A 302-nucleotide genomic window follows, 5' to 3' on the forward strand; every position below is an offset into this window, starting at 1 on the left:
AGGATGGACTGATATGGATTAAAATATTTAATTCTTTTAAACCAGTTAAAGCGACCTATCTGAATGCGTACAAAGATTTATATGTCTATCATAACAAAGTATATAGCCATAATTGGGCTCTTCAAGATGAAGCTGCTCCTTCTGATCCGAGCTATAGAGATGGATCAATTGATATATCAAATGTCAAAAATCCTGGTGAACTACACAAAATTTCATTTTCAGAGTACTTTGACAATCAACAATACTATAGTCTTGAAGAAAATTCACGAAGACTAGAAAAAAAAGAGCCTTCTGCCTATCTC

Annotated in this window: 1 protein-coding gene; it reads left to right on the top strand. The window is 33.1% G+C overall.

Annotated features, from left to right (window positions below; genetic code table 11):
- Positions 1–302: hypothetical protein (locus H3U73_RS10585; protein ID WP_198190523.1), on the top strand; the 302-nt coding region annotated here is incomplete at both ends.

Source organism: Snodgrassella sp. W8124, assembly GCF_016100875.1.
GTDB classification, from domain to species: Bacteria; Pseudomonadota; Gammaproteobacteria; order Burkholderiales; family Neisseriaceae; genus Snodgrassella; species Snodgrassella alvi.